Below are 20,789 nucleotides of genomic sequence, written 5' to 3'. Positions count from 1 at the left end.
CGCGTCAACGCACGATCCTCACACACATCGGCGTGCCAATTTCGATGGATCGGCCGGTGTCGGTCAGCCGGCCGGTTGCGGCATCACGGGCGAAAATCGAGATGCGGTCGGCATTCTGGTTGGCCGAGAACAGATGGCCGCCCGAGGGCGTCAGTGCCAGATTGCGCGGCGTGGCGCCGCCGCAAGGCGTATAGCCCACAAGGGCAAGCCTGCCGGTTTGCTGGTCGATCGAAAACACGGCGATGCTGTCATGGCCGCGGTTGGAGCCGTAGAGAAAGCGGCCGTCAGGCGAGATCTGGATGTCGGCGCAGTGATTGCCGTCGCGCGCCTCGGGCGGCACGGCCGGCTTGCTGTCGATCACCGTAAGCTTGCCTGATGCTTCGTCCAGCGCCAGCGAGACAACCGTCGAATCCAGCTCGTTCATGACGAACACGAAGCGACCGCCCGGATGCAGTGCGAGATGGCGCGGACCCGCGCCTGGCGCAAGCGCCGACTCGGCGAGCTTCGTCAGGCTGCCGTCTGAGCCGATGCGATAGGACACCAGCCGGTCGATGCCGAGGTCAGCGACGATCGCCATGCCGCCGGCAACCGTCTCGGTTACGCTATGGGCATGCGGCCGCTCCTGGCGGGCAGGATCTGGTCCGGTCCCGCTATGGGCAACGCTCGACAACGGCGCTGTCAGGCCGCCATTCTCACCCAACCCATAGACCACGACCGAGCGATCGGGGCCGCCCTCGCCCATGCCGTAATTGGCGACCAGCAGCTTGGTCCGGTCGCGCGTGATGGTGTTGTGCGCCGTGATGCTGCCCAGCGTCGGCTGCTTGTTGATGTAGGACAGCGTGGCGGTCTGCCTGTCGAAACGGTAGGCCGAGACCACCCCTTCGCGCCAGGTGAACACTTCTGAGTTGGCATAGACGTGGGAGCCGGCCGGCGTCACCGACAGGAAGGTGGGATTGTCGATGTCTCCCGTCTCGGCCAGTTTCTTCGTCTGCAGCGTCCCTTCGTCGAAACTGTAGACACCCAGCCCGATGCCGCGCGCGCCCTGAAAATACGGGGCGTCGCGATTGAGGCTGCCGACGAAAACCAGACAGGCATTCTGCATCACTTCCTCCCTTGTTCCGCCGGCATTGGCCCCGACGGAGCGGCAAAATTTCGCCTGTTCACGCTTGCAACACAACCCCATATGTGAAAATACTATTCACAAAAGAAGATTGACGGGAGGATCGATCATGCATTTCGCTGGTCTGCGGCGCGCCCTGATGGACGATTCCCGCTCCCAGAGGAAGTCGTCATGAGCGGTTTCGCGCCAACCGTGGGCGTGGCATCGACACACCCCGCCAACATGCCTAGGGATCACGCCGACCTTCCCGTCTGGAACGCGGAGAACTGGTTCTACGAAGACTGGCCGGTCGGCCAGAAGATCCGCTCGCTGCGCCGGACCATTGCCGAGGGCGACAGCCATCTCTTCAACACGCTGGTGCTCGACATCCATCCATACGTGCAGGACCAGATGTTCGCCGAAACGCAAGGCATTTTCGGCAAGCGGCTGGTGGCAGGGGCCTTCGTGTTCTCTGCCGGGCTCGGTCTCGTCGCCACCAATTGCATTAACGCCTTTTCGTATGGCTACGACAAATTGCGCTTCATCAAGCCGGTGTTCATAGGCGACACGATCTATTCGATCCGCTCCAACCTCGACAAGAAGCCAAAATACAAGGAAATGGGGCTGATCCGCGCCAGCTATGAAGTCTTCAAGGGTGAAGGCGAGCTCGTGCTTTATTGCGAGCACCTGCAGACGGTGAAGTACCGCAATCCGGCCGATTTCGCCGGCAAGACGGAGAAATAGGCAATGGCTGCCATTGCCGAACTGCCGCTGACCGGGCTCATCGTTGTCGATATGAGCCAATTCTTGTCCGGGCCCTACTGCTCGCTCAGACTGCTCGACCTCGGCGCTCGCGTCATCAAGATCGAACGGCCGGACGGCGGCGACCTGTCGCGCCGGCTCTATCTCAGCGACACCGAGATCGGCGGCGATTCCACCATTTTCCATGCGATCAACCGCGCCAAGGAAAGCCTTGCCATCGACTTGAAGGACGAGGCCGACCTTGCGGCGCTGCGCGGCCTGCTGGCCAAGGCCGACGTGCTGATCCAGAATTTCAGGCCCGGCGTCATCGAACGCCTGGGCTTCGATTACGAGGCGGTGCGCAAGATCAATCCGCGCCTGGTCTATGCCTCGATCAGCGGCTATGGCGAGGAAGGCCCGTGGGTCAAGCGGCCCGGGCAGGATCTGCTGGCGCAGGCCCGCTCCGGCGTGATGTGGCTGAACGGCGACGAGGACCAAGGGCCGGTGCCCTTCGGCCTGGCGATCGCCGACATGCTGGCGGGTTCCGCCGCCGCGCAAGGCATCCTCGCCGCACTGGTGCGGCGCGGCGTGACCGGCAAGGGCAGCCATGTCGAGACCAGCCTGCTCGAAGCGCTGGTCGACTTCCAGTTCGAGGTGCTGACCACGCATCTCAATGACGGGCGCCGGCTGCCGCGGCGGTCGAGCTTCCGCAGCGCGCACGCCTATCTCTCGGCGCCCTACGGCGTCTATCCGGCCAAGGACGGCTATCTGGCGATCGCTATGACGCCGATCTCGAAACTCGCCGATCTCCTCGGGCTCGAGGAGCTTGCGCCCTATCGCGACCAGCCGTCGACCTGGTTCACCGCCCGCGACGAGATCAAGGCGATCATCGCGCAAAAGATCGCAACGAAGACGGTCGACGAATGGCTTGCCATTCTCGAGCCTGCCGACATCTGGTGCGCCAAGGTTTTGAGCTGGCCGGAAATGATGGCCAGCGAAGGCTTCCAGGTCCTCGACATGCTGCAGACGGTGACGCGCGAGGATGACGTTTCGATCCTCACCACGCGCTCGCCGCTCAGGGTAGACGGCATCCGCGCGAAGGTCGAGCGGGCCGCGCCACGCATCGGCGAGCACAGCGCAAAAATCCGCGCGGAGTTCGGGCTGTGAGCGACGTCACGCTCAAAGGCATGACCTGGAGCCATCCGCGCGGCTATGACCCGATGGTCGCCTGTTCGAGACTGTGGAAGCAACAAACTGGCATCGCCGTTGAATGGGACAAGCGCTCGCTGCAGGATTTCGAATCCTTCCCGGTCGAAGAACTGGCCCGTGCCTACGACCTGATCGTCGTCGACCATCCGCATGTCGGCCAGATCACCGCCGAGAATTGCCTGGCGCCGCTCGATGTCGCCGGCCGGGAAGCCGAACGTGCAGCACTTGCGGCGGGCAGTGTCGGCCGGTCCTTTCCGAGCTACAACTGGCAAGGCCGGCAGTGGGCGTTTCCGATCGACGCGGCCAGCCAGGTGCAGGCATGGCGGCCCGACATGCTTTCGGCAGCGCCGGCGAGCTGGGCCGATGCCCTCGATCTGGCCCGGCAAGGCCACGTGCTGTTGCCGCTCAGGCCGCCGCATGCGCTGATGGTGTTCTACACGCTTGCCGGCAATCTCGGCCGGCCCGCCGGTGAAGGCCCTGGCGGCCATGTGGATCCGACAGCGGGCAAGCAGGTCTTCGAGATGATGCGCGAGATCGCAGCCCTCGTCGACCCGGCCTGTCTTGGCATGGATCCGATCGCGGTTCTGGAGCAAATGGCCGGATCCGGCTCGCGGATCGCCTGCGCGCCGCTGATCTATGGCTATGTCTCCTATGCCATCGCCGGGTTTCGACCCAACCGCCTGGCTTTCGCGGATATCCCGGCCGCTGGCGATGCCGGCCCCAAAGGCTCGGCGCTCGGCGGGACCGGCATCGCCGTGTCGGCCTTCTCGAAGGCCGGACAGGAAGCAATCGACTTCGCCTACTGGATCGCCAGCGGTGACGTGCAGCGCGGCCCTTACGCCTCGGCCGGCGGCCAGCCCGGCCATGCGGCAGCCTGGGCGGATGCCGCCGTCAACGCCGCCGCCGGCAATTTCTACAAGGACACGCGGGCTACGCTCGAAGGTGCCTGGGTGAGGCCGCGGCACGACGGCTACATGGCGTTCCAGCAGGCGGCGTCCGATCGCATAAATCTCGGCCTGAGCGAAAGGCACAATGCCGCTCGCGTCGTTGCCGATCTCAATCGCCTGTTTCGGGAGAGCCTTTCGACGCAGGTGTCCGGCGTTGCCGGCGGAGGAGCCTGAACAACCGAACGGAGGAGAACATGAACAGCCTGATCCGCGGCCTTATGGCCGCAACCGCACTTGCATCGGTCACGACCATAGCCTGCGCTCAAGACGTTTCGGGCGTGATTGCTGGATTGCCGACCGAACTGAAGGCACAATATGACGGCGCGCCGCAAAAGGTGCTGCCGTCGGCCTGGGATAATTTCACGCCGGCGCCAAAGCCGTGGAAATGGTGCCACTCCGAGTCCTACCAGGGCAATCCGTGGCGCGTCACCGTCACCAAGGAGTTGAAGCGGCTGGTCGACGGCCTGATCGCCGACGGCACCGTGGCGAGCTTCGAGGTATCGGATTCCAACAACGACGCCAGTCAGCAGATCAACCAGATCCGCGCCTTCATCGACAAGAAATGCTCGATCATCACCTCGATCCCCGGCTCGGCGACGGCGCTGGACGATGCCATCGATGCCGCAGCCAAAGCCGGCATCCCCTTCATCACGGCAGCTGGGTCGGTGACCAGCCCGAATGCGATCAACGTCGATTCCAATTATGCGCGCTGGGGCTACGACATGATGACCGCGATCGGCAAAGCAATGCCGGACGGCGGCAGCGTGCTTCTGGTCGAAGGCATTGCCGGTCACCCGATCGTCGTGCAGGAGCGCCAGGGCGGCGACAAGGCGCTGGCCGAAAATTCAAAGCTCAAGGTCTCGCGCAGCGTCAACGGCAACTGGACGGCCAACGTCACCAAGACAGCGGTGCTGCAGGCAATCGCCACCAATCCGGCGCCGATCGATGCAGTGTGGACGACGGGCAGCGAAAGCCGCGTCGTCGCCGAGGCCTTTGCCGAGGCCGGCCGCCCTGCCCCGCTGATCACCGGCTCGATCACCGGCGATGCGCTCGGCTACTGGAAGGCCAATCCCGACAAATACCGGTTCGAAGGCCATGCGGTTCTGCCGCACTGGACGGCCGAGACGCTGTTTCGTGTCGGGGCGCGCATGCTGGATGGGCAGAAGCCGAAGCTCAACACGCTGCTGATCCCGATTCCGCCGGTGCACAATGCCGACCTCGGCGCCTGGTACAAGGACTGCATGACGCCGGACGCCGTCTCGATCTTCCCGGTCCCGCCGAAGGATCCGATGCCGGAGGAATGGCTCGATGCCTACTTCGCCAATCCGGCACCGACCAAGGGCTGGGATTATTCGAAGGTGCCGGACGCCTGCGCCAAGTAGCATTTATGCGGGCCGGCTCCGCACCAGCGGTGCCGGCTTTCTCGATCAGGATTGCTCATGCTGGAAGTCCAGGCCATCTCGAAACGCTACGGCGAAACGATTGCGCTGGCCAATGCCTCCATCGCATTCCGCGCCGGCACGATCCACACCATCCTGGGCGAGAACGGTTCGGGCAAGAGCACCCTGGTCAAGCTGCTGTCGGGGATCGTCCAGCCGGACAGCGGCGCGATCCTGCTCGACGGAGCGCCCTTTACCGGCCTCTCGCCGGCGGCGTTCCAGACCGCCGGGTTGGCCACCGTGTTCCAGGAAGTGCTGATCGCGCCTGACCGTTCGGTGACCGACAACATCCTGCTCGGCCTCGACGGCTTGCTGACGCGCACCGTGCCGCGCGCCGAGCGGCGGCAGCGCGCACAAGCGGTGCTGAAGCGCTTCGCGGTGACCGAGATCCCGCTCGACCAGTTGGCGGGGCAATTGCCGCTTGCGGTTCAGCAATTGGTAGTGCTCGCCCGCGCCGTGGTGCGCAACCCGCGCATTCTCATCCTTGACGAGGTTACAGCGGCGCTCGACTTTGCCGATCGCGAGGCGGTCTTTGCCATGATGCGCAAGCTTGCCTCCGAAGGCTGCCTGATCCTGTTCATCACCCATCGCATGGACGAGGTGATGTCGCTTTCGGACCGGATTTCCGTGCTGCGCGGCGGCAGCGTGGTGACGACTGAGGAACGCGGCACGTCCACCGCATCCGAACTTCTCAGAGCGATGGCGCCACGCACGGCGGCGGAGCTGGCGCATGGCTGATCGCGCCAGCCTTTCGGTGCGTGGCCTGGTGATCGCGCCGGGCGCAAGCCCCATGACGCAAACCATTGCGCCGGGCGAGATCGTCGGCCTTGCCGGCCTCGACGGCCACGGACAGGAGCGGTTCCTGAAAGTGCTGGCCGGCCTGGAACGCCCGGCCGGCGGCGAGGTGACCGTCGAGGCGCCAACCGGAGCGCGCGCGATCACCAATTTCCGCAAGGCGGTCGCCGGCGGCATCGCCTATTTGCCGCGCGACCGGCGCACCACCGGCATTTTTCCGACCCAATCGGTGCTCGACAATTTTGCCGTCTCGACGCTGTCGCGCGATATGCGTTTCGGCCTGCTCAGCTTCGCCGCGCGGCGGCAGCGCTATGAGAGCTACCGGGACAGACTGTCGATCATCGCGCCACGGCCGGACGCCCCGATCACCACGCTTTCCGGCGGCAATCAGCAGAAGGTGCTGCTGGCCCGCGCATTGGCGCTGGAACCGGCGATCCTGCTCCTCAACGACCCTACCCGCGGCGTCGACGTGGCAACGCGCCACGTCCTTTATGACGTGTTCCGCAGGCTTGCGGCGGACGGCATGGCGCTGGTCATCCTATCGAGCGAGATCGAGGAGATCCTGCTGCTTTGCCATCGCGTGCTGGTGTTCCGCGAACGGCAGGTGGCGGCTGAAATCACCGGAGACGAGATGAAAAGCGATACGGTGATCGCCGCCATGTTCGGGCGCGCGGCATGAGCGGGTTGCGGCGCATGGCGGCGCGATGGCGCGGCGCCGGCTTTGCGGCAGTGCTGTTGGTGATCCTGATCGCGGTCAATCTGCTGCTCAATCCGGCGCGCTTCCATCCTGCCGCCTGGGGCGCGCTGATCGGGCTCGCCGCGCCGCTGATCGGCGCAGCGCTCGCCTCGGCTCCAGTGATCCTCGCCGGGCGCGGCGGCATCGACATTTCCGTCGGGCCATTGATGGGCTTCGTCAATGCGATGGTGATCCAGCTGCTGTTCCTCAGGCTTGGCATATCTTCGCCGCTGGTCATCGTGCCGGCGGCGCTTCTGATCGGCGCGATCGTCGGCGCTGCCAACGGCTTTCTGGCGACCATCGTCCGCATCCAGCCGATCGTTGCGACGCTCGGCACCTATCTGATCCTCACCGGCATGACGCTGACCGTCCTGCCGGCGCCGGTCGGGCCGGCGCCGGGCTGGCTGAAGGCAATGGCCGGACCCTGGTCGGCGCTGCCGCTGGCGCTGATCTTGCTGTTCTGGTGGCTGGTGCGACAGACGCCTTATTACGACCAGCTGATGGCGGTGGGCAGCGATGACCGCGCCGCCTACACGGCCGGCATTCCGGTGACGAAAGTGCGTTTCATCGCCTATGTCATGACCGGCATACTTGCCGCCTGTGCCGGCCTGATGCTGACCGCGCTGATCGGTTCGGCCGACCCTAATATCGGGCCAACCTACACGCTGATCGCGATTGCCGCGGTGGCGCTCGGCGGCGTCAGCCTTGCCGGCGGGCGCGGCGGGCTCGCCGGCGCCGCCATCGGCGCTGTCGACATCTTCCTGCTGCAGAGCGTGCTGACCGCCTTCAACGTCTCCACCTATGTGCTGCAGATCGCCTATGGCGCGATCCTGGTTGTGGCCGTCATCATGACGGCGCTGCAGGAGCGGCTCTCGGGAGGGAAAGGCTGAGAAGCATGCGCCAGACCTGGTTCCAATCCACCAATGCGCGTGTCGCCGGTGCCTTTGCCGTCGCTGTCGCCTTGCATCTCCTTGGCACCTTGCTCATCCCGGGCTACTCCCAGCCGTTCGCCATCCGGGCGCTGCTGGTGATCGCCTCGCTGCTGGCGGTGGCATCGATCGGCCAGACCCTCGTCGTAATCCTGGGCGGTATCGATCTGTCGATCCCCTTCATCATCGGCTTTGCCAATGTCGTTGCCGCACAGCTCTACGGCGTCGGCTGGAATTTTGCCCTTGTCTGCGCAGTCGTCGTCGCGCTCGCCATACTGATCGGGGCGCTGAACGGCCTGATCTCACGTGGGCTCGATATCCACCCGCTGATCGTCACGCTCGGCACTGGCATGATCGTGCAAGGTGCCGTCCTGTTGTGGACCGGTGGCTTTCCATCCGGATCGGCGCCTGCCGCGGTTTCCGCCTTCGTTTCGATCGGCGGTTCGGTCGGACCGCTGCCGGTGCCGGGGCTGGTGCCATGCGTCGCGGTGCTGACCTTGCTGGTGGCGCTGGTGCTGGCGCGCACGCCATACGGCCGCCGTCTCTACGCCCTAGGCAGCAATCCAGGTGCTGCGCCGCTGGCGCTGATCGATCCGGTCCGCATGTGGACCGTGACCTATGCCGCGAGCGCCTTCTTCGCCGCCGCGGCCGGCGTGCTGCTGCTCGGCTTCACCGGCTCTGCCTATGGCGATGTCGGCCAGCCCTATCTGTTCCAGACGATCGCGGCAGTGGTGGTCGGCGGCGCCGCCCTTGTCGGCGGCCGCGGCAGCTATTTCGGCACCATTGCCGGCGTGCTGGTGCTGACGGAGATCAACACGCTGCTGATCGGCCTCGGCTTCCGGCCCTCGACCGTGCAGGCGGCACTTGGCCTGGTCATCGTGCTCCTGGTTTCGCTCTACGGTCGCGAGCGGCACGTGTCGGCGACGATCTGAGGCCACCTATTCGTTTTAGCCGCATTTGTGCGACGCCATGTGATTCCATCACTTGGCTGCAAAATGCTCTACAAACTCCACAGCCGCTTGGCGTTGCCGGACAGCAGTTGCTGCCTTTCATCGGCGCTGGTGCCGGCGAGCAGCGCGTGCGTTGCCGCCACCCAGGTCGCAAGCCCGCCGCCAAGCGTGCAGACCGGCCAGTCGCTGCCCCACACAACGCGGTCCCAGCCGAAGCATTCGATGGTGTGCTCGACATAGGAACGCAGCGTTTCGACAGTCCAGGATCCGGCATCCGCATAGGCGACCACACCGGAAATTTTGCCGACGACGTTCGGGCGCCGCGCGATCTCCGCCATGTGCTCGCGCCAGGGGTGCTCGGCACCACCCTTGATGTCGGGCACGCCACAATGGTCGAGCACGAACTGCACATCCGGCGCGACGTCGGCGAGTGCAATCGCCTTGGGGATCTGGTGCGGCAGAACGACAAGGTCGAAGGTCAGGCCGCTGCCGGCAAGCCGCTTGATGTTTTCGCGAAACAGCGCGCCCTCCGAAAGCTCGTCCGGCATGACGTGCAGCACGCGGCGAAAGCCTTTGACGAAAGGATCGGCGCGCTGGCGCTCGAGATAGGCGGCAAAGCCGGGCTCTTCCGGACGGCAGGAGGCAATTGCCCCCCGCAGCAAGCTGGCCTTTTCCCGCGACAGCGCTTTGACACGGCTGGTTTCAGCCTCGATGTCGGCAGGATCGACATCGACCTCCATATGCAATGCGCCCTCGATGCCGGCACGGCGGGCCTGGACTGCATATTCGACGTAGGAGAAATCGCGGTTGAGCGCCGGCACGCCGGCCAGCCAGGGATAGCGCAGCGCGGACTGGTCGATCAGGTGCAGATGGGTGTCGAAGATCATGGCGGCGCTCCTCCCTGGCGACTTCGAGATCATCTCACGGAGAAATTCTTCATTCAAATAAGAATTCATCGCGATTGCTTGACGGTCGATCCCGCCAGTTGCGACAGCTTTTCGGTCGCTGCCAGCAGCAGCTCTATCGTCCTGGTGATGTCGGGCGCCTTGGGTGCGTTGACCAGGGTTATGTAGGGGATCGACAGTGCGGCGATGGCCTTGCCATCCGAGCCGAGAACGGGCGTCGACAGATTGAACACGCCGGCCGTCTGCATCGACGCCATCATCTCGTAGCCGCGTTCCCTGATCTGGTCGAGGCGGGCGAAGAATTCCGGCGATTGCGGCGGCTTGTCGGTACTGCGCAGATGTTCTGAGATCATCATCTGCCGCTCTTCCGGCGGGCGGAACGCCAGCAATACATGGCCGGACCCGGTGTCGAACAGGCTGATATGCGAGCCGACGCGGATGGAGATGCCCCAGTAATCCGGCGCCTCCTGCTGTGCGATCACCACCGCGGAACCGCGGTCGAAGACGACCAGCTGATTTGCCTGCTGTGTGGTTTCGGCCAGTTCGCGCATCAGCGGCGTCGCGTAGGAAGCCAGCCGGCGCACCGGCGCGTGCAGCTGCGCCAGGCCAAACAGCTTGAGCGTCAGCGAGTAACGGTCGCCATCCGGCCGCGTGACATAGCCGCGCCGCACCAGCCGATCCAGCATGCGATAGAACTCGTTCGGGCTGCGGTCGAGTTTCTTGGCGATTTCCGCCTGCGTCAGGCCGCCGTCGACGCCGGCCAGCAGCTCGAGAATGTCGAGCCCCTTGTCCAACGCCGGGGCTCGATAGCGCTCGTCTTCCTCGTCCTCTGCCATTGGGCTTCTCCAGTGAATTTCATATTTCATATACGCATAACGGTTGCTTCCGGAAGAACTTTCGGCTTGACGATCTTATAAATATTTTGTTTGTATATGAATGAACCTGCCGATCGACCTCACTACGCGATCGACGCAGACTCTTGGGAGGATACCAATGACGAAACTGTTTTGCGGCCTGTCGGCCGGCGTAACGCTGCTCGCACTTGGTGCGAGTGCTGCCCTTGCTGCCGACCTGCCCGGTAAATTCGACGGCGTCACCATCGACGCCAAGCTGATCGGCGGCCAGCAATATGAAGGGCTGTACGCGCGCATCGGCGAATGGGAAAAACTGACCGGCGCCAAGGTCAACGTGATCTCGAAGAAAAACCACTTCGAGCTCGACAAGGAGATCAAGTCGGACATCGCCTCCGGCAGCATCAACTGGTGCGTCGGGTCGAACCACTCGTCCTTCGCGCCGCAATATCCTGATATCTACACCGATCTCAACAAGCTGCTGCCGAAGGAGGAGATCGACGCCTTCGTGCCGTCGACGATCAAGGCCTCGACGCTCGAGGGCAAGCTGGTCATGCTGCCGCGCGCGCAGTTCGACGTCTCGGCGCTCTACTACCAGAAGAGCCTCTACCAGGATGAAGCCAAGAAGGCCGCCTACAAGGCCAAGTACGGCAAGGAACTGACACCGCCCGACACCTGGGACGAGGTCGCCCAGCAGGCGGAATTCTTCGCCAGCCCGCCCGATTTCTATGGTACCCAGTTCGCCGGCAAGGAAGAGGCGATCAACGGCCGCTTTTACGAGATGCTCATCGCCGACGGCGGCGAATACCTCGACAAGGATGACAAGCCGGCCTTCAACTCGGAAGCCGGCGTGCACGCGCTCGACTGGTTCGCCAATCTCTACAAGGCCAAGGCGGTGCCGGCCGGCACCACCAACTATCTGTGGGACGATCTCGGCCAAGGCTTTGCCTCGGGCACCGTCGCAATCAACCTCGACTGGCCGGGCTGGGCAGGCTTCTTCAACGATCCGAAGTCGTCGAAGGTCGCCGGCAATGTCGGCGTGAAGGTGGCGCCGAAGGGATCGGCCGGCATTCGCACCGGCTGGTCGGGGCACCACGGATTTTCGGTCACCGAAAACTGCGCCAGCAAGGAAGCCGCGGCATCGCTGGTCTGGTTCCTGACCAATGAGGACAGCCAGAAGCTCGAGGCGGCAAGCGGCCCACTGCCGACCCGCACGGCGGTGTGGGACTGGGACATCCAGCAGGCGGCCAACGATCCTTACAAGAAGGAAGTGCTGGCGGCTTTCCAGGAAGAGGCAAAGCACGCTTTTGCCGTGCCGCAGATACCTGAATGGATCGAAATCTCCAACGCCGTCTATCCCGAATTGCAGGCCGCCATCCTTGGCGACAAGACCTCCAAGCAGGCGCTGGACGACGCTGCCGCCAAGGCCACGCAAATCCTCGAGGACGCCGGCAAGCTTTGACCATTCTCCCAAGGGGGCGCCGCGCTCATCGAAGAGCGGCGTCCCCGAACTTTTTACGAACCATGCGCAACACGCTTTGTCTTGATCCCAGCTCGCCGATGGCGGCCTTCGGTGTCCGGGCACCAACCAGAACCGGATCGCCATGAAAGGCTGGAGACCTTCGCCGCCATTGCTGCTCCTGCTGCCGGCGGTGATCGTTCTGGCGGCGGTGGTGGTGGTGCCGCTGCTGCTTTCGCTCTATTCCAGCTTCACGCCGTTCCGGCTGACCAGGCCGGAGACGTTCTGGGTCTTCATCGGCGCGCGCAACTACGTCACCATCCTGACCAGCCGCGCTTTCTGGGTCGCCTTTGCCCGCACCGTGGTGCTGCTGACGGTGGCGCTCAACCTGGAAATGCTGATCGGGCTCGGGCTGGCCCTGCTGGTGGAGAAGGCATCGCGCGGCCAGCGGATCCTGCGCACCATCATGATGTTTCCGATGATGTTTTCGCCGATCCTCGTCGGCTTCCAGTTCAAATTCATGTTCAATGACAATATCGGCCTGGTGAACAATGCCCTGCAGGGGCTCGGCCTGACCGATCGCGCCATCCCGTGGCTGATCGACGGCAATCTCGCCTTCATCGCCATCCTGATCGCCGAGATCTGGTCGTCGACCTCGGTGTTCGCGATCCTGATCCTGGCCGGGCTGCTGGCGATGCCGCGCGAACCGGTCGAGGCGGCCCGCGTCGACGGCTGCACGCCGTGGCAGACATTCCGCTATGTCACCTGGCCGTTCATCATGCCGTTTGCCTTTATCGCCATGACCATCCGCTCACTCGACGTCGCGCGCGCCTATGACATCGTAAAGATCATGACCGACGGCGGCCCCGCCGGCCGCACCGAACTGGTCTGGACGCTGGTCGCCCGCACCGCCTACAGCGACGCCAGGATGGGAATGGCCAATGCCATGGCCTATTTCTCGATCCTGCTGTCGATCCTGTTCACCGTCTATTTCTACCGCAAGCTCGCCGCAGCGCGCACGCAGATCGCGGCGGAGTGGTGAGGATGGACCAGAACAGCCTGCATCGCGTCGGCAACAAAGCGCTCGGAATCGTTCACGGCATCGGACTGTTCCTGGCCATGCTGGTCATCTGCCTGCCCGGCATCTGGATCGTGCTGTCTTCGCTGCGGCCGACCGTCGAAATCATGGCCAAGCCGCCGGTGTGGATCCCGCAGCAACTCTCGCTCGACGCCTACGTCGCCATGTTCAGCGGCGTCGGCCAGGGCGGCATTCCGGTGCTCGATTACTTCCGCAATTCGCTGATCATCTCGGTGACCTCGACGGTGATCGCCATCGTCATCGGCATGGCCGGCGGCTACGCCTTTGCGCGCTACCGCTTTCGCGCCAAGTCGGCGATGTTCCTCGGCCTGATGCTGACGCGCACGGTGCCCGGCATCGCGCTGTCGCTGCCGCTGTTCTTTGTCTTTGCGCGGCTCGGCATCATCGACACGCATTTCGGGCTGATCCTGGTCTATGTCGCGCTCAACGTGCCGTTCACCGTCTGGCTGATCGACGGCTTTTTCCGCCAGGTGCCGAAAGATCTCGCCGAAGCCGCGCAGATCGACGGCTGCACGCGCTGGCAGGCCTTCTGGCAGGTCGAGTTTCCACTCGCCGGGCCCGGCATCGCCTCGGCCGGCATCTTTGCCTTCCTCACCTCCTGGAACGAGTTCGCGCTCGCCTCGCAGCTGACGCGCTCGATCAACTCCAAGACCCTGCCGGTCGGCCTGCTCGACTATACGGCCGAATTCACCATCGACTGGCGCGGCATGTGCGCGCTCGCCGTGGTCATGGTCATACCGGCGCTCACGCTTACCTTCATCGTCCAGAAACACCTCGTCGGCGGCCTCACTTCCGGCGCGGTGAAAGGCTGACATGGCAACCGTATCGCTCAAGAACCTCACCAAAAGCTACGGCCCGGTGGCGGTGGTGCACGGCATCGACCTCGAGGTCGCCGACCGCGAGTTCATCGCGCTGGTCGGGCCGTCCGGTTGCGGCAAGTCGACAACCCTGCGCATGATCGCCGGCCTCGAGGCGATCAGCGACGGGATCATCGAGATCGGCGGCCGCATGGTCAACGACCTGCCGCCGCGCTCGCGCAACATCTCGATGGTGTTCCAGTCCTATGCGCTCTATCCGCATATGACCGTGCGCGAAAACCTCGGCTTCTCGCTCAAGATAGCCGGCGCCGCGAAGGAAGAAATGGACCGTCGCGTCGCCGAAGCGTCCGGCATTCTCGGCCTCGACCAATTGCTCGACCGCCGGCCGTCGCAGCTGTCCGGCGGACAGCGCCAGCGCGTCGCCATGGGCCGCGCCATCGTGCGCGATCCCGACGTCTTCCTGTTCGACGAGCCGCTTTCCAATCTCGACGCCAAGCTTCGGACGCAGATGCGCACCGAGATCAAGAAACTGCATGCCAAGGTCCGGTCGACGGTGATCTACGTCACCCATGACCAGGTCGAAGCGATGACATTGGCGGACCGTATCGTCATCATGCGTGACGGTTTCATCGAGCAGGTCGGCACACCCGACGAGGTCTTCCGCCGGCCGCAGACACGCTTCGTCGCCGGCTTCATCGGCTCGCCGCCGATGAACCTGCATGAGGCGGTTGTCGACGACGGACAGTTGCTGTTCGCCAGCGGCGAGAGATTGCCTCTGCCCAGCCAGTTCAAGGCCAATGTCGGAACCGGCGACAAAGTCGTGTTCGGCCTCAGGCCCGACGACATCTATCCGACCGGGCATGGCATCAGCTCCGGCGAAGACGTCGACGTCCACCAGGTGGAGTTGCCGGTGACCGTCACCGAGCCGCTCGGCAACGAGACGCTGGTGTTCGCCGAATTCAACGGCAGCGACTGGGTATCGCGGATGCTCAATCCAAAGCCGCTGAAAGCCGGCGACCGGGTCAAGATGAGCCTGGACCTGTCGCAGGCCCATCTGTTTTCCGCCGAAACAGGCAGGACATTGCGAGGTTAAAATCATGGCAAAGATCGAGAAAATCGAACTGCGGATGGTCGACCTGGTGCCGAAGGTCAAGCGCACCGATGCCATCCAGAGTTTTGTCAGCCAGGAAACACCGATCGTCACCATCACCGACGCCGACGGCGCGGTCGGCACCGGCTACAGCTATACGATCGGCACGGGCGGCTCTTCGGTGATGCGGCTGCTGGCCGACCACCTTGCGCCGCGGCTGATCGGCCGCGATGCCGACATGATCGAGGCGATCTGGCACGAGCTGGAGTTCGCCACCCATGCCACGACGATCGGCGCGATCACGGCAATCGCGCTGGCGGCCATCGACACTGCCCTTTGGGACCTGCGGGCCAAGAAACAGAGGCTGCCGCTGTGGAAGCTGGCCGGCGGCGCCAAGGACCGCTGCCCGCTCTACACGACCGAAGGCGGTTGGCTGCATATCGAAACCGAGGCGCTGGTCGCGGATGCGCTGGCCGCCAAGGGCAAGGGCTTTCGCGGCTCGAAGGTCAAGATCGGCAAGCCGCACGGCTCCGAGGATCTTGTCCGGCTGACGGCGGTGCGCCGGGCGGTTGGAGACTCCTACGAAATCATGACCGACTGCAACCAGGGCTTCTCGGTCGACGAGGCAGTCCGCCGGGCCGAGCGCTTGCGTGAACTCGATCTCGCCTGGATCGAGGAACCGTTGCCGGCCGACGACATAGACGGCCATATCCGCCTGTCGAATGCGACGTCGACGCCGATCGCCGTCGGCGAGTCGCTCTACTCGATCCGGCATTTCCGCGAATATATGCAGAAGGGCGCGTGCTCGATCGTGCAGGTCGATGTCGGCCGCATCGGCGGCATCACGCCGTGGCTGAAGGTGGCGCATGCAGCCGAGGCGTTCGACATACCGGTCTGCCCGCATTTCCTGATGGAACTGCATGTCAGCCTGACATGCGCCGTTCAGAACGGCAGATATGTCGAGTATATTCCCCAGCTCGACCAGCTGACCGGCAAGAAAATGCGTATCGAGGACGGGCACGCATTGGCACCGGACGAACCCGGCATCGGCATCGACTGGGACTGGGATGCGATCAAGGCGAAGAGCATCGCGGAATTCACCATGGCGATAGAAAAATAGGAGGCGGACATGCAGCGAATGGGAATGGTGCTCGGCCTCAAGCCGGAGAAAGTCGCCGAGTATGTGCGGCTTCACGCTGCTGTGTGGCCGGACGTCCTCAAGATGATTTCCGCCTGCAACATCAAGAATTATTCGATTTATCTGAGGGAGCCGGAGCACCTTTTGTTCAGCACCTTCGAGTACCACGGCACCGACTATGCCGCCGACATGGCGAAGATGGCCGCCGATCCCACGACGCAGGAATGGTGGGCGCTCTGCATGCCGTGCCAGGAGCCGCTGCCGACCCGCAAGGAGGGCGAGTGGTGGGCGTCGATGGACGAAGTCTTCCATTATGACTGATGACATTTTCGATCCTGCCTCGCTCTCCCAGGCCTGGGCACAGCCGTCAAAGCCTAGGCCGATCGTGATCTTCGGCGCCGGCTCGATCGTCGGCGATGCGCATTTCCCGGCCTATGGGAAAGCCGGTTTCCCGGTTGCCGGGCTTTTCGACCCCGACCTGGCCAAGGCGGAAGGACTGGCGCAGAAATGGGGCGTCACCGCTTACCGGTCGGTCGAGGAAGCTGCGTCAATCAAGGACGCCGTCTTCGATCTGGCGACGCCGCCGGCCTATCATGCCGGGGTGCTCAGGGCGCTGCCCGATGGTGCGGTGGCGCTGATCCAGAAGCCGATGGGCAGCAATCTCATCGAGGCGACCGACATCCTCGAAATCTGCCGCTCCAAAGGCCTGAAGGCGGCGGTGAATTTCCAGCTGCGCTTCGCGCCGATGATGCTGGCGCTCAGGGATGCGATCGCCAAGGGCTGGCTCGGCGACGTGGTCGATTTCGACGCATGGCTGGCGCTGGCGACACCCTGGCAGCTCTGGGAATTCCTGTTGCAGGCGCCGCGCGTCGAGATCACCATGCATTCCATCCATTATCTCGACCTGATCCGGCAATTGCTCGGCGACCCCAAGGGGGTTCATGCCAAGACACTCGGCCACCCCGGCCATAAGGTTGCGCAAACGCGCACCAGCGCGATCCTCGACTATGGCGACACCGTGCGCTGTGCACTGTCGATCAATCACGATCACAAATTCGGTCGAAAACATCAGGCCTGCGAATTCCGCATCTGCGGCACCGAAGGCGCCGCTTACCTCAAACTGGGCGTCAACCTCGACTATCCGCGCGGCGAGCCGGACATTCTCGAAATCTACCCCAAAGGCGGCACGGACTGGGTTGCGGTTCCACTCGTCGGCGCATGGTTTCCGGACGCCTTTGCCGGCCGCATGGCCAATGTCCAGCGCTACGCGTCGGGCGAGGACGCCGAGCTTGTCAGTTCCGTCGAAGACGGCTGGAACACGATGGCGCTGGTCGAAGCCGCCTACCGATCGAGCGCGGCGCCGGCAACACCGATCGCGGCGAGGCCCTGACATGGAGCAGACTGTCTATTTCGAGGACTACCGGATCGGCTCGTCGCGCATGACCAGCGGGCGCACCATCACCGAGACCGATTTCGTCGTCCATGCCGGCCATACCGGCGATTTCTTTCCCCACCACATGGACGCCGAGTTCATGAAGACGACGCCGTTCGGCCAGCGCATCGCCCACGGCACGCTGGTGTTTTCGGTCGGCGTCGGGCTGACGGCCAGCGTCGTCAACCCGGTTGCCTTCTCCTATGGCTACGACCGGCTGCGCTTCATCAAGCCGGTGTTCATCGGCGATACGATCAGGACCCGCACCACCATCTCGGCTAGGGAAGACGACCCGAAGCGACCCGATTCAGGCCGGGTCGTCGAGCGCTGCGAGGTGATCAACCAGCATGGCGACGTGGTGCTGGTCGCCGATCACATCTACATCGTCGAGCGTCGCGACAAGCCGAGCAGAGCCTCGACGGATGGCGCTGAAACCTAAAGACAAAAAAACCGCCTTGCGGCGGGTCCTCGGTGCGAATCAGCACCATACGCAAATTAGTAGCATAGCTGCCGGCACAAAGCAAGAACAAAATGTGGCAAACCGGACAACCGCGACAGGTTGCGCTGCCCCTTATCGCCCTGCGAACGCCGACTTGCAGGACTTGGGTTCCGCGGAGCAGGCGGATAGAGGTGGTGCAGACATCGGGAATTGGTCATATCCGGTTGACCGGATATACCGGCTTGCCGCCGCGCAGGACCGATGCGACATCGGCAAACACCTTGTTGCGAACCTCCGCGTAAGACTGGGTCGAGTAGTGCGCCGCGTGTGGACTGACCAGGACGGTGTCCAGCGCCAGCAGCGGATTGTCGGGCGAAGGCGGCTCCCGCTCGAACGTGTCGATGCCGGCGCCTGCCAGATGGCTGCGCCGGATCGCGTCCGCCAATGCGACCTCGTCGACCAGGCCGCCGCGGGCCACGTTGATGAGTATCGCCCCTTCCTTCATCCGCGACAGGGCTTGCGCCGACATGATGTTTCTGGTCTCCGGTGTCGCTGGAACGTGCAGCGAGACGATATCGGCCCTGGCCAGCAGATCGTCGAAGCCGACCGGTTCGGCACCACTGGCCGCGATGCGCTCGGCCGGCATATGCGGGTCGTAGGCGATGATGTGGTAGCCGAAGACCCGCGCCCGCTCGGCAGTCAGCCGCCCGATCTGGCCGAAGCCGATCAGGCCGAGGATCTGCCTGTCGGGCCGCGTGATGCCGGCGCCGTCGGTCATTGCAGCCCAGCGGCCGGCGCGCACCGCGCTGTCGAACTGTTTCAGCCTGCGCGTCAAGGCCAGGATCAGGGCTATGGCGTGGGTGCTGACTTCAACCAGATTGGCGTCCGGCACGTAGGTTACCTGAACACCGGCACGGCTGGCGGCCTCGACGTCGATCGAATCGAGCCCTACGCCGAACCGCCCGATGACCTTGAGCCTCTTCAGTTCCGCCAAAACGCGAGCCGTGATCGGCTCCCGCAATACCATCAATGCGTCGGCGTCGCGGCAGTGTTCGATCAGGGCATCTTCCGTGAGCAGCGTCTTTTCGACAAACTCGGCGCTCAAGCCGTCGAGGTAGCGCAGCTGCTCTTCCTCGACTGACAACACGCCGTCGGTCTTGATGATCTTCATGGCAAACTCTTGCTATGAGGCGCTGCGCGCCGAGGCGACGCCGGCGGCAAGGCCGGCCCCGAGAAACATCGTATCGCTGGCCAGCATGTAGAAGCTGATGCCGTGCCGCGACCATTTGCCGACATCATCCGCCGAAGGGCGAAAGATGCCGACGGCCTTGCGCGCCGTGCGCGCCGCGGCCGCGATCCTCATAATCGCGGCATTGAGCTTGTCCTGGCCGGCCGGCCCCATCGCGTCGATCGAGACCGACAGGTCGCCGGGGCCAATGAAGACCACGTCGACGCCGTCGACCTGGACGATGTCGTCGATGTTGGCGAGCCCTTCGGCCGTCTCGACCTGGATGGCGACCGTCAGGACCTCGTTGGCCGATTTGAGGTAGTCCGGAATCCTGTAGCCATAACCGGCGGCGCGGCCCGGGCCGACACCGCGGGCGCCGACCGGCGGGTACCGGCAGGCCATGACCGCCATGCGCGCTTGCTCGGCCGTGGAGACGCGGGGTACCAGGACACCCGACGCGCCGGCGTCGAGCGCGGCCGCCATCCACTCCGGCGTGTGGCCGGGAACGCGCACCATCGCGGGAATCCTGTGGACATCGGCGGCGCGGATCAGATCCTCGAGCCGTTCGCGGCCGATCTGCGAATGCTCCCAGTCGATGCACAGGAAATCGACCCCGCTGGCGGCGGCCACTTCGACCGCCACAGGGTGCGGGATGGCACAGAAGGTACCGATGAGGCGATCGAGAGAGACACATTTCTTGCGAAAGTCGTACATGAAATCTCCAGAAATTTTCGGCGTCGGCGAAAACTGTTCGCGCTAGGTTGCGGTGGTCCGCGACAAAGGAGGCATGGCTTCCGTCGACATCGGGAAATGCCGGCTGCCGCCTGAAAACGGCGGGAAGGTCTTGTAGTCGGCGCGCATCTCCAGCCGCGCCGGCGATTGCAGTGCGTGCGTCAACGCCGCTGGGCTGTCGAACATGACGCGATTGCGCTGCATATGGTCGACCCGCGGCCAGGGCAGCGAACCGCACCAATCCAGTCGCGACAGAACCTCGATGTGGCGAATGCCGGGAAAGCCCCGCATCAATTGCGGATGATGCGTCACATAGTGGTAGAGCCAGGCATTCATGTCTTCGGCCGGCCCGGGATAGTGGACAAGATAGCTGCAGGGGAGCCCGGACGTCTTGACGCCAGCGTCGTCGACGGGAAACGGACGCACGCACATTGCCTGTTGCGTCGGCCTCGAACCGGCGATGCTCGACAGCATACCAGGTGCGGCAAGCGCCTGCAGATGGCCGGACGGCGCCAGCGCCGCCTCCATGTCCGCCAGTTCGTCGAAATAGAGCTGGAAGCCAAAGACCGGCGGTGGACCATCGTTGTTGAACATGTCCGTCGCCACTTCGGGTAGATAGATGTTTGCAAGCGCAAGACCCGGCGTTGAAGCAATCACACGCCGCACGGCGTCAACATCTTCGCCGGCGATGGCCAAATTTGCCTCGCGGTCATCATGAAAGAAAGCAAGATAGGCAAAGCGCATGTGGACACC

Annotated in this window: 22 protein-coding genes; 16 read left to right on the top strand and 6 right to left on the bottom strand. The window is 63.9% G+C overall.

Features of this window, described 5'->3' with window-relative positions:
- Positions 1-4: 4 nt before the first annotated feature.
- Positions 5-1,102, bottom strand: coding sequence for a lactonase family protein (locus NKJ32_RS16115; protein ID WP_352755399.1), 1,098 nt, complete (start codon positions 1,100-1,102; stop codon positions 5-7).
- A gap of 189 nt (positions 1,103-1,291) precedes the next feature.
- On the opposite strand from NKJ32_RS16115, the gene NKJ32_RS16110 reads away from it, so the two are divergent.
- From NKJ32_RS16110 to NKJ32_RS16075, 8 genes are read left to right on the top strand one after another with little or no spacing between them, the layout of a single operon-like run.
- Positions 1,292-1,843 (top strand): MaoC family dehydratase, encoded by a 552-nt coding sequence (locus NKJ32_RS16110; RefSeq protein WP_352455282.1) that lies wholly within the window; start codon positions 1,292-1,294, stop codon positions 1,841-1,843.
- A 3-nt stretch (positions 1,844-1,846) separates the two neighbouring features.
- A complete protein-coding gene (locus NKJ32_RS16105) occupies positions 1,847-3,007 on the top strand; it encodes a CaiB/BaiF CoA transferase family protein (protein ID WP_352755397.1) in 1,161 nt (386 codons plus the stop codon).
- Between the two features lie 20 nt (positions 3,008-3,027).
- Entirely contained in the window at positions 3,028-4,170 is a 1,143-nt protein-coding gene (locus NKJ32_RS16100; protein WP_352755525.1) for an extracellular solute-binding protein, read from the top strand.
- A 20-nt stretch (positions 4,171-4,190) separates the two neighbouring features.
- Positions 4,191-5,378 carry an ABC transporter substrate-binding protein gene (locus NKJ32_RS16095; protein ID WP_352786783.1) on the top strand — a complete coding sequence of 396 codons (1,188 nt, stop codon included), beginning with the start codon at positions 4,191-4,193 and terminating at the stop codon, positions 5,376-5,378.
- A 57-nt stretch (positions 5,379-5,435) separates the two neighbouring features.
- On the top strand, positions 5,436-6,173 hold the full coding sequence (locus tag NKJ32_RS16090) for an ATP-binding cassette domain-containing protein (protein ID WP_352786782.1): 738 nt from the start codon (positions 5,436-5,438) through the stop codon (positions 6,171-6,173).
- Positions 6,166-6,909, top strand: coding sequence for an ATP-binding cassette domain-containing protein (locus NKJ32_RS16085; RefSeq protein WP_352786781.1), 744 nt, complete (start codon positions 6,166-6,168; stop codon positions 6,907-6,909). Before NKJ32_RS16090 ends, NKJ32_RS16085 begins: the two co-directional genes overlap by 8 nt.
- Entirely contained in the window at positions 6,906-7,856 is a 951-nt protein-coding gene (locus tag NKJ32_RS16080; protein ID WP_352786780.1) for an ABC transporter permease, read from the top strand. Before NKJ32_RS16085 ends, NKJ32_RS16080 begins: the two co-directional genes overlap by 4 nt.
- A 5-nt stretch (positions 7,857-7,861) precedes the next feature.
- The gene (locus NKJ32_RS16075; protein ID WP_352743909.1) at positions 7,862-8,827 is read left to right on the top strand and encodes an ABC transporter permease; all 966 of its coding nucleotides are present in this window, start codon (positions 7,862-7,864) and stop codon (positions 8,825-8,827) included.
- A gap of 68 nt (positions 8,828-8,895) precedes the next feature.
- Here NKJ32_RS16075 and NKJ32_RS16070 read toward each other — a convergent pair whose 3' ends face one another.
- Both NKJ32_RS16070 and NKJ32_RS16065 read right to left on the bottom strand, forming a co-directional pair.
- Positions 8,896-9,732 carry an amidohydrolase family protein gene (locus NKJ32_RS16070; protein ID WP_352743911.1) on the bottom strand — a complete coding sequence of 279 codons (837 nt, stop codon included), beginning with the start codon at positions 9,730-9,732 and terminating at the stop codon, positions 8,896-8,898.
- A 65-nt stretch (positions 9,733-9,797) separates the two neighbouring features.
- The gene (locus NKJ32_RS16065) at positions 9,798-10,586 is read right to left on the bottom strand and encodes an IclR family transcriptional regulator (RefSeq protein WP_352488516.1); all 789 of its coding nucleotides are present in this window, start codon (positions 10,584-10,586) and stop codon (positions 9,798-9,800) included.
- A 157-nt stretch (positions 10,587-10,743) separates the two neighbouring features.
- Between NKJ32_RS16065 and NKJ32_RS16060 the strand changes: the two genes are divergently transcribed.
- The 8 genes from NKJ32_RS16060 (at position 10,744) to NKJ32_RS16025 (ending at position 18,076) form a co-directional block, all read left to right on the top strand.
- Positions 10,744-12,063 carry an ABC transporter substrate-binding protein gene (locus NKJ32_RS16060; RefSeq protein WP_352782128.1) on the top strand — a complete coding sequence of 440 codons (1,320 nt, stop codon included), beginning with the start codon at positions 10,744-10,746 and terminating at the stop codon, positions 12,061-12,063.
- A gap of 142 nt (positions 12,064-12,205) precedes the next feature.
- On the top strand, positions 12,206-13,102 hold the full coding sequence (locus NKJ32_RS16055; protein ID WP_023676089.1) for a carbohydrate ABC transporter permease: 897 nt from the start codon (positions 12,206-12,208) through the stop codon (positions 13,100-13,102).
- Between the two features lie 2 nt (positions 13,103-13,104).
- The gene (locus NKJ32_RS16050; protein ID WP_023676090.1) at positions 13,105-13,971 is read left to right on the top strand and encodes a carbohydrate ABC transporter permease; all 867 of its coding nucleotides are present in this window, start codon (positions 13,105-13,107) and stop codon (positions 13,969-13,971) included.
- Position 13,972: 1 nt separating this feature from the next.
- Entirely contained in the window at positions 13,973-15,070 is a 1,098-nt protein-coding gene (locus NKJ32_RS16045; RefSeq protein ID WP_023676091.1) for an ABC transporter ATP-binding protein, read from the top strand.
- Positions 15,071-15,074: 4 nt separating this feature from the next.
- Positions 15,075-16,187 carry a mandelate racemase/muconate lactonizing enzyme family protein gene (locus NKJ32_RS16040; RefSeq protein ID WP_023676092.1) on the top strand — a complete coding sequence of 371 codons (1,113 nt, stop codon included), beginning with the start codon at positions 15,075-15,077 and terminating at the stop codon, positions 16,185-16,187.
- 9 nt (positions 16,188-16,196) lie between these two features.
- Complete coding sequence (locus tag NKJ32_RS16035; protein ID WP_023676093.1) at positions 16,197-16,526, top strand: L-rhamnose mutarotase; 330 nt, start codon at positions 16,197-16,199, stop codon at positions 16,524-16,526.
- Positions 16,519-17,595, top strand: coding sequence for a Gfo/Idh/MocA family protein (locus tag NKJ32_RS16030; RefSeq protein ID WP_352782130.1), 1,077 nt, complete (start codon positions 16,519-16,521; stop codon positions 17,593-17,595). Before NKJ32_RS16035 ends, NKJ32_RS16030 begins: the two co-directional genes overlap by 8 nt.
- Position 17,596: 1 nt before the next feature.
- Positions 17,597-18,076, top strand: a complete 480-nt coding sequence (locus NKJ32_RS16025; protein WP_023676095.1) for a MaoC/PaaZ C-terminal domain-containing protein — start codon at positions 17,597-17,599, stop codon at positions 18,074-18,076.
- A 214-nt stretch (positions 18,077-18,290) separates the two neighbouring features.
- On the opposite strand, the gene NKJ32_RS16020 is transcribed toward NKJ32_RS16025, so the two are convergent.
- The 3 genes from NKJ32_RS16020 to NKJ32_RS16010 are packed head-to-tail and all read right to left on the bottom strand — an operon-like array spanning position 18,291 to position 20,780.
- Positions 18,291-19,247 (bottom strand): C-terminal binding protein, encoded by a 957-nt coding sequence (locus NKJ32_RS16020; protein ID WP_023676096.1) that lies wholly within the window; start codon positions 19,245-19,247, stop codon positions 18,291-18,293.
- Positions 19,248-19,259: 12 nt separating this feature from the next.
- The gene (locus tag NKJ32_RS16015) at positions 19,260-20,018 is read right to left on the bottom strand and encodes an HpcH/HpaI aldolase family protein (protein WP_023676097.1); all 759 of its coding nucleotides are present in this window, start codon (positions 20,016-20,018) and stop codon (positions 19,260-19,262) included.
- A gap of 42 nt (positions 20,019-20,060) precedes the next feature.
- Positions 20,061-20,780: a hypothetical protein gene (locus NKJ32_RS16010; RefSeq protein WP_352782133.1), complete on the bottom strand. Its 720-nt coding sequence runs from the start codon at positions 20,778-20,780 to the stop codon at positions 20,061-20,063.
- Between the last annotated feature and the right edge of the window lie 9 nt (positions 20,781-20,789).

The organism is Mesorhizobium sp. M0159, assembly GCF_040322295.1.
Classification (GTDB): domain Bacteria; phylum Pseudomonadota; class Alphaproteobacteria; order Rhizobiales; family Rhizobiaceae; genus Mesorhizobium.
The sequence above is the reverse complement of the archived record's forward strand: the minus strand, read 5'-3'. Positions and strand labels throughout refer to the sequence as shown.

Excerpts from the sequence above, each read along its gene's own strand:
- NKJ32_RS16115 (WP_352755399.1), bottom strand. The coding sequence starts at position 1,102 with ATGCAGAATGCCTGTCTGGTTTTCGTCGGCAGCCTCAATCGCGACGCC.
- NKJ32_RS16110 (WP_352455282.1), top strand. The coding sequence starts at position 1,292 with ATGAGCGGTTTCGCGCCAACCGTGGGCGTGGCATCGACACACCCCGCC.
- NKJ32_RS16105 (WP_352755397.1), top strand. The coding sequence starts at position 1,847 with ATGGCTGCCATTGCCGAACTGCCGCTGACCGGGCTCATCGTTGTCGAT.
- NKJ32_RS16100 (WP_352755525.1), top strand. The coding sequence starts at position 3,028 with ATGACCTGGAGCCATCCGCGCGGCTATGACCCGATGGTCGCCTGTTCG.
- NKJ32_RS16095 (WP_352786783.1), top strand. The coding sequence starts at position 4,191 with ATGAACAGCCTGATCCGCGGCCTTATGGCCGCAACCGCACTTGCATCG.
- NKJ32_RS16090 (WP_352786782.1), top strand. The coding sequence starts at position 5,436 with ATGCTGGAAGTCCAGGCCATCTCGAAACGCTACGGCGAAACGATTGCG.
- NKJ32_RS16085 (WP_352786781.1), top strand. The coding sequence starts at position 6,166 with ATGGCTGATCGCGCCAGCCTTTCGGTGCGTGGCCTGGTGATCGCGCCG.
- NKJ32_RS16080 (WP_352786780.1), top strand. The coding sequence starts at position 6,906 with ATGAGCGGGTTGCGGCGCATGGCGGCGCGATGGCGCGGCGCCGGCTTT.
- NKJ32_RS16075 (WP_352743909.1), top strand. The coding sequence starts at position 7,862 with ATGCGCCAGACCTGGTTCCAATCCACCAATGCGCGTGTCGCCGGTGCC.
- NKJ32_RS16070 (WP_352743911.1), bottom strand. The coding sequence starts at position 9,732 with ATGATCTTCGACACCCATCTGCACCTGATCGACCAGTCCGCGCTGCGC.
- NKJ32_RS16065 (WP_352488516.1), bottom strand. The coding sequence starts at position 10,586 with ATGGCAGAGGACGAGGAAGACGAGCGCTATCGAGCCCCGGCGTTGGAC.
- NKJ32_RS16060 (WP_352782128.1), top strand. The coding sequence starts at position 10,744 with ATGACGAAACTGTTTTGCGGCCTGTCGGCCGGCGTAACGCTGCTCGCA.
- NKJ32_RS16055 (WP_023676089.1), top strand. The coding sequence starts at position 12,206 with ATGAAAGGCTGGAGACCTTCGCCGCCATTGCTGCTCCTGCTGCCGGCG.
- NKJ32_RS16050 (WP_023676090.1), top strand. The coding sequence starts at position 13,105 with ATGGACCAGAACAGCCTGCATCGCGTCGGCAACAAAGCGCTCGGAATC.
- NKJ32_RS16045 (WP_023676091.1), top strand. The coding sequence starts at position 13,973 with ATGGCAACCGTATCGCTCAAGAACCTCACCAAAAGCTACGGCCCGGTG.
- NKJ32_RS16040 (WP_023676092.1), top strand. The coding sequence starts at position 15,075 with ATGGCAAAGATCGAGAAAATCGAACTGCGGATGGTCGACCTGGTGCCG.
- NKJ32_RS16035 (WP_023676093.1), top strand. The coding sequence starts at position 16,197 with ATGCAGCGAATGGGAATGGTGCTCGGCCTCAAGCCGGAGAAAGTCGCC.
- NKJ32_RS16030 (WP_352782130.1), top strand. The coding sequence starts at position 16,519 with ATGACTGATGACATTTTCGATCCTGCCTCGCTCTCCCAGGCCTGGGCA.
- NKJ32_RS16025 (WP_023676095.1), top strand. The coding sequence starts at position 17,597 with ATGGAGCAGACTGTCTATTTCGAGGACTACCGGATCGGCTCGTCGCGC.
- NKJ32_RS16020 (WP_023676096.1), bottom strand. The coding sequence starts at position 19,247 with ATGAAGATCATCAAGACCGACGGCGTGTTGTCAGTCGAGGAAGAGCAG.
- NKJ32_RS16015 (WP_023676097.1), bottom strand. The coding sequence starts at position 20,018 with ATGTACGACTTTCGCAAGAAATGTGTCTCTCTCGATCGCCTCATCGGT.
- NKJ32_RS16010 (WP_352782133.1), bottom strand. The coding sequence starts at position 20,780 with ATGCGCTTTGCCTATCTTGCTTTCTTTCATGATGACCGCGAGGCAAAT.